This is a genomic window from Vibrio sp. Vb0667 (assembly GCF_033391095.1).
Genome location: NZ_JAWPOL010000192.1, coordinates 1 through 1356, shown reverse-complemented (window position 1 = coordinate 1356; position 1356 = coordinate 1). Strand labels below are relative to the sequence as shown.

Genomic DNA, 1356 nt, shown 5'->3' with positions numbered 1-1356 from the left:
CATCTGACAATGTGTACATGTGTAACGCAACACAGTGTAACAACGAAATCACGGCATATCATTTACTTAGCTTTTTCATATAAAACACGTCATGTAAGGCTCTTTTAAATCAATAAGTTAAAATAGGCATACTCTTTGCCTTTGTATCCTGTGTCGTCACTCATGATGACACAGGAGCAAAAAATGAATATCAACAGGTTTTTATCCAAATTAAGGACAACAACTCTTGCGATATCTTCGTTAGCTATCATGTTTGCTGTACCAGCTTTCGCTAGATTAGACGGCGCAATATTCACGACGACACCTGCTGGTGATATCGTCAATGAAAATGTCCGCTACGAGTCTAAACAAGAAGTATTTTTAGATGGAGGCCCAGGGCCTAACGCACCAAGGACAGCCGCAGCACTGCCTGCTGGTTTGTATTATTTTCAAGTTACCGATCCATCAGGTAAATGTTTGTTATCAAGTACTTTAGATAGCGCAGACACCAACGGTGGTACCTGCTATCAAGATGTAAAAATCAAAGGCAAGAACGCTAGAAACGCCGAAGAGTTTTACGCAGAACCATTAGCCTGTCGTCTTTTCTATTTCGACGGTGAAGGTGGTGTGACATATATGAATGACGTCGTCACCATCACTCAAGAAGTTAAAGTGCGCGGCAAAATGGTCACCCAATCGATAGACATAGAATGTCGACATCAATTGGGGAGTGAGTATTTAGATGTCGACCCTACTTCTCTGCCTGATGGAGAAACCATACAGCTATTTCCATTTGCCAACACACCTAACTCCGGTGGGGTTTACAAAGCTTGGGTATCCACAGCAGCGAGCGTAGAAGCCGCTTGTGAAGGTACTGACCTGTATGGCGAAGAAACTGGTGAAAACTGTGCCGGGTTCTTTGGATTTATCCCTCGATTCTCGAAAACAGATAACTTCAAAGCGAAGACTGCTGAGCCAGAACCGCCAAACTTTGATATTGCTTTTCGAGCGTTCCACGACAGAAACCTGAACTGTCAATATGATCCTATCATCGATGAAGTTATTCCTAATTGGGAGTTCGGTATTCGTGACTTAGCGATGGAAATGGGTGGTATGCGTAATACTAAACTTTCCAATGATTCTCCTGACGAGCCAATCACGTTTAGTGTTTTTGGGGTTGAAGACCATCAATGGAGCTTAGACCAATTCATGTGGTGGGCGAAAAAAGTTGGCTTTACCGCAAGGAACACCCCATTCACTCACTTCAGAACCTTCGCAGATTTAAGAGATTTTGCACCGACATTCGAAGATGGCGATCTGCATATAGGCTTTGCAAACGCTCTAGCATGTCAAACCATCTTCGACGAAACCATCAAA

1 pseudogene is annotated in these 1356 nt (G+C 43.1%); it reads left to right on the top strand.

From position 1 onward, the window contains the following. Positions 1-183: 183 nt before the first annotated feature. Positions 184-1356 (top strand): annotated as a pseudogene (locus R8269_RS24540) (hypothetical protein); the annotation flags it as partial.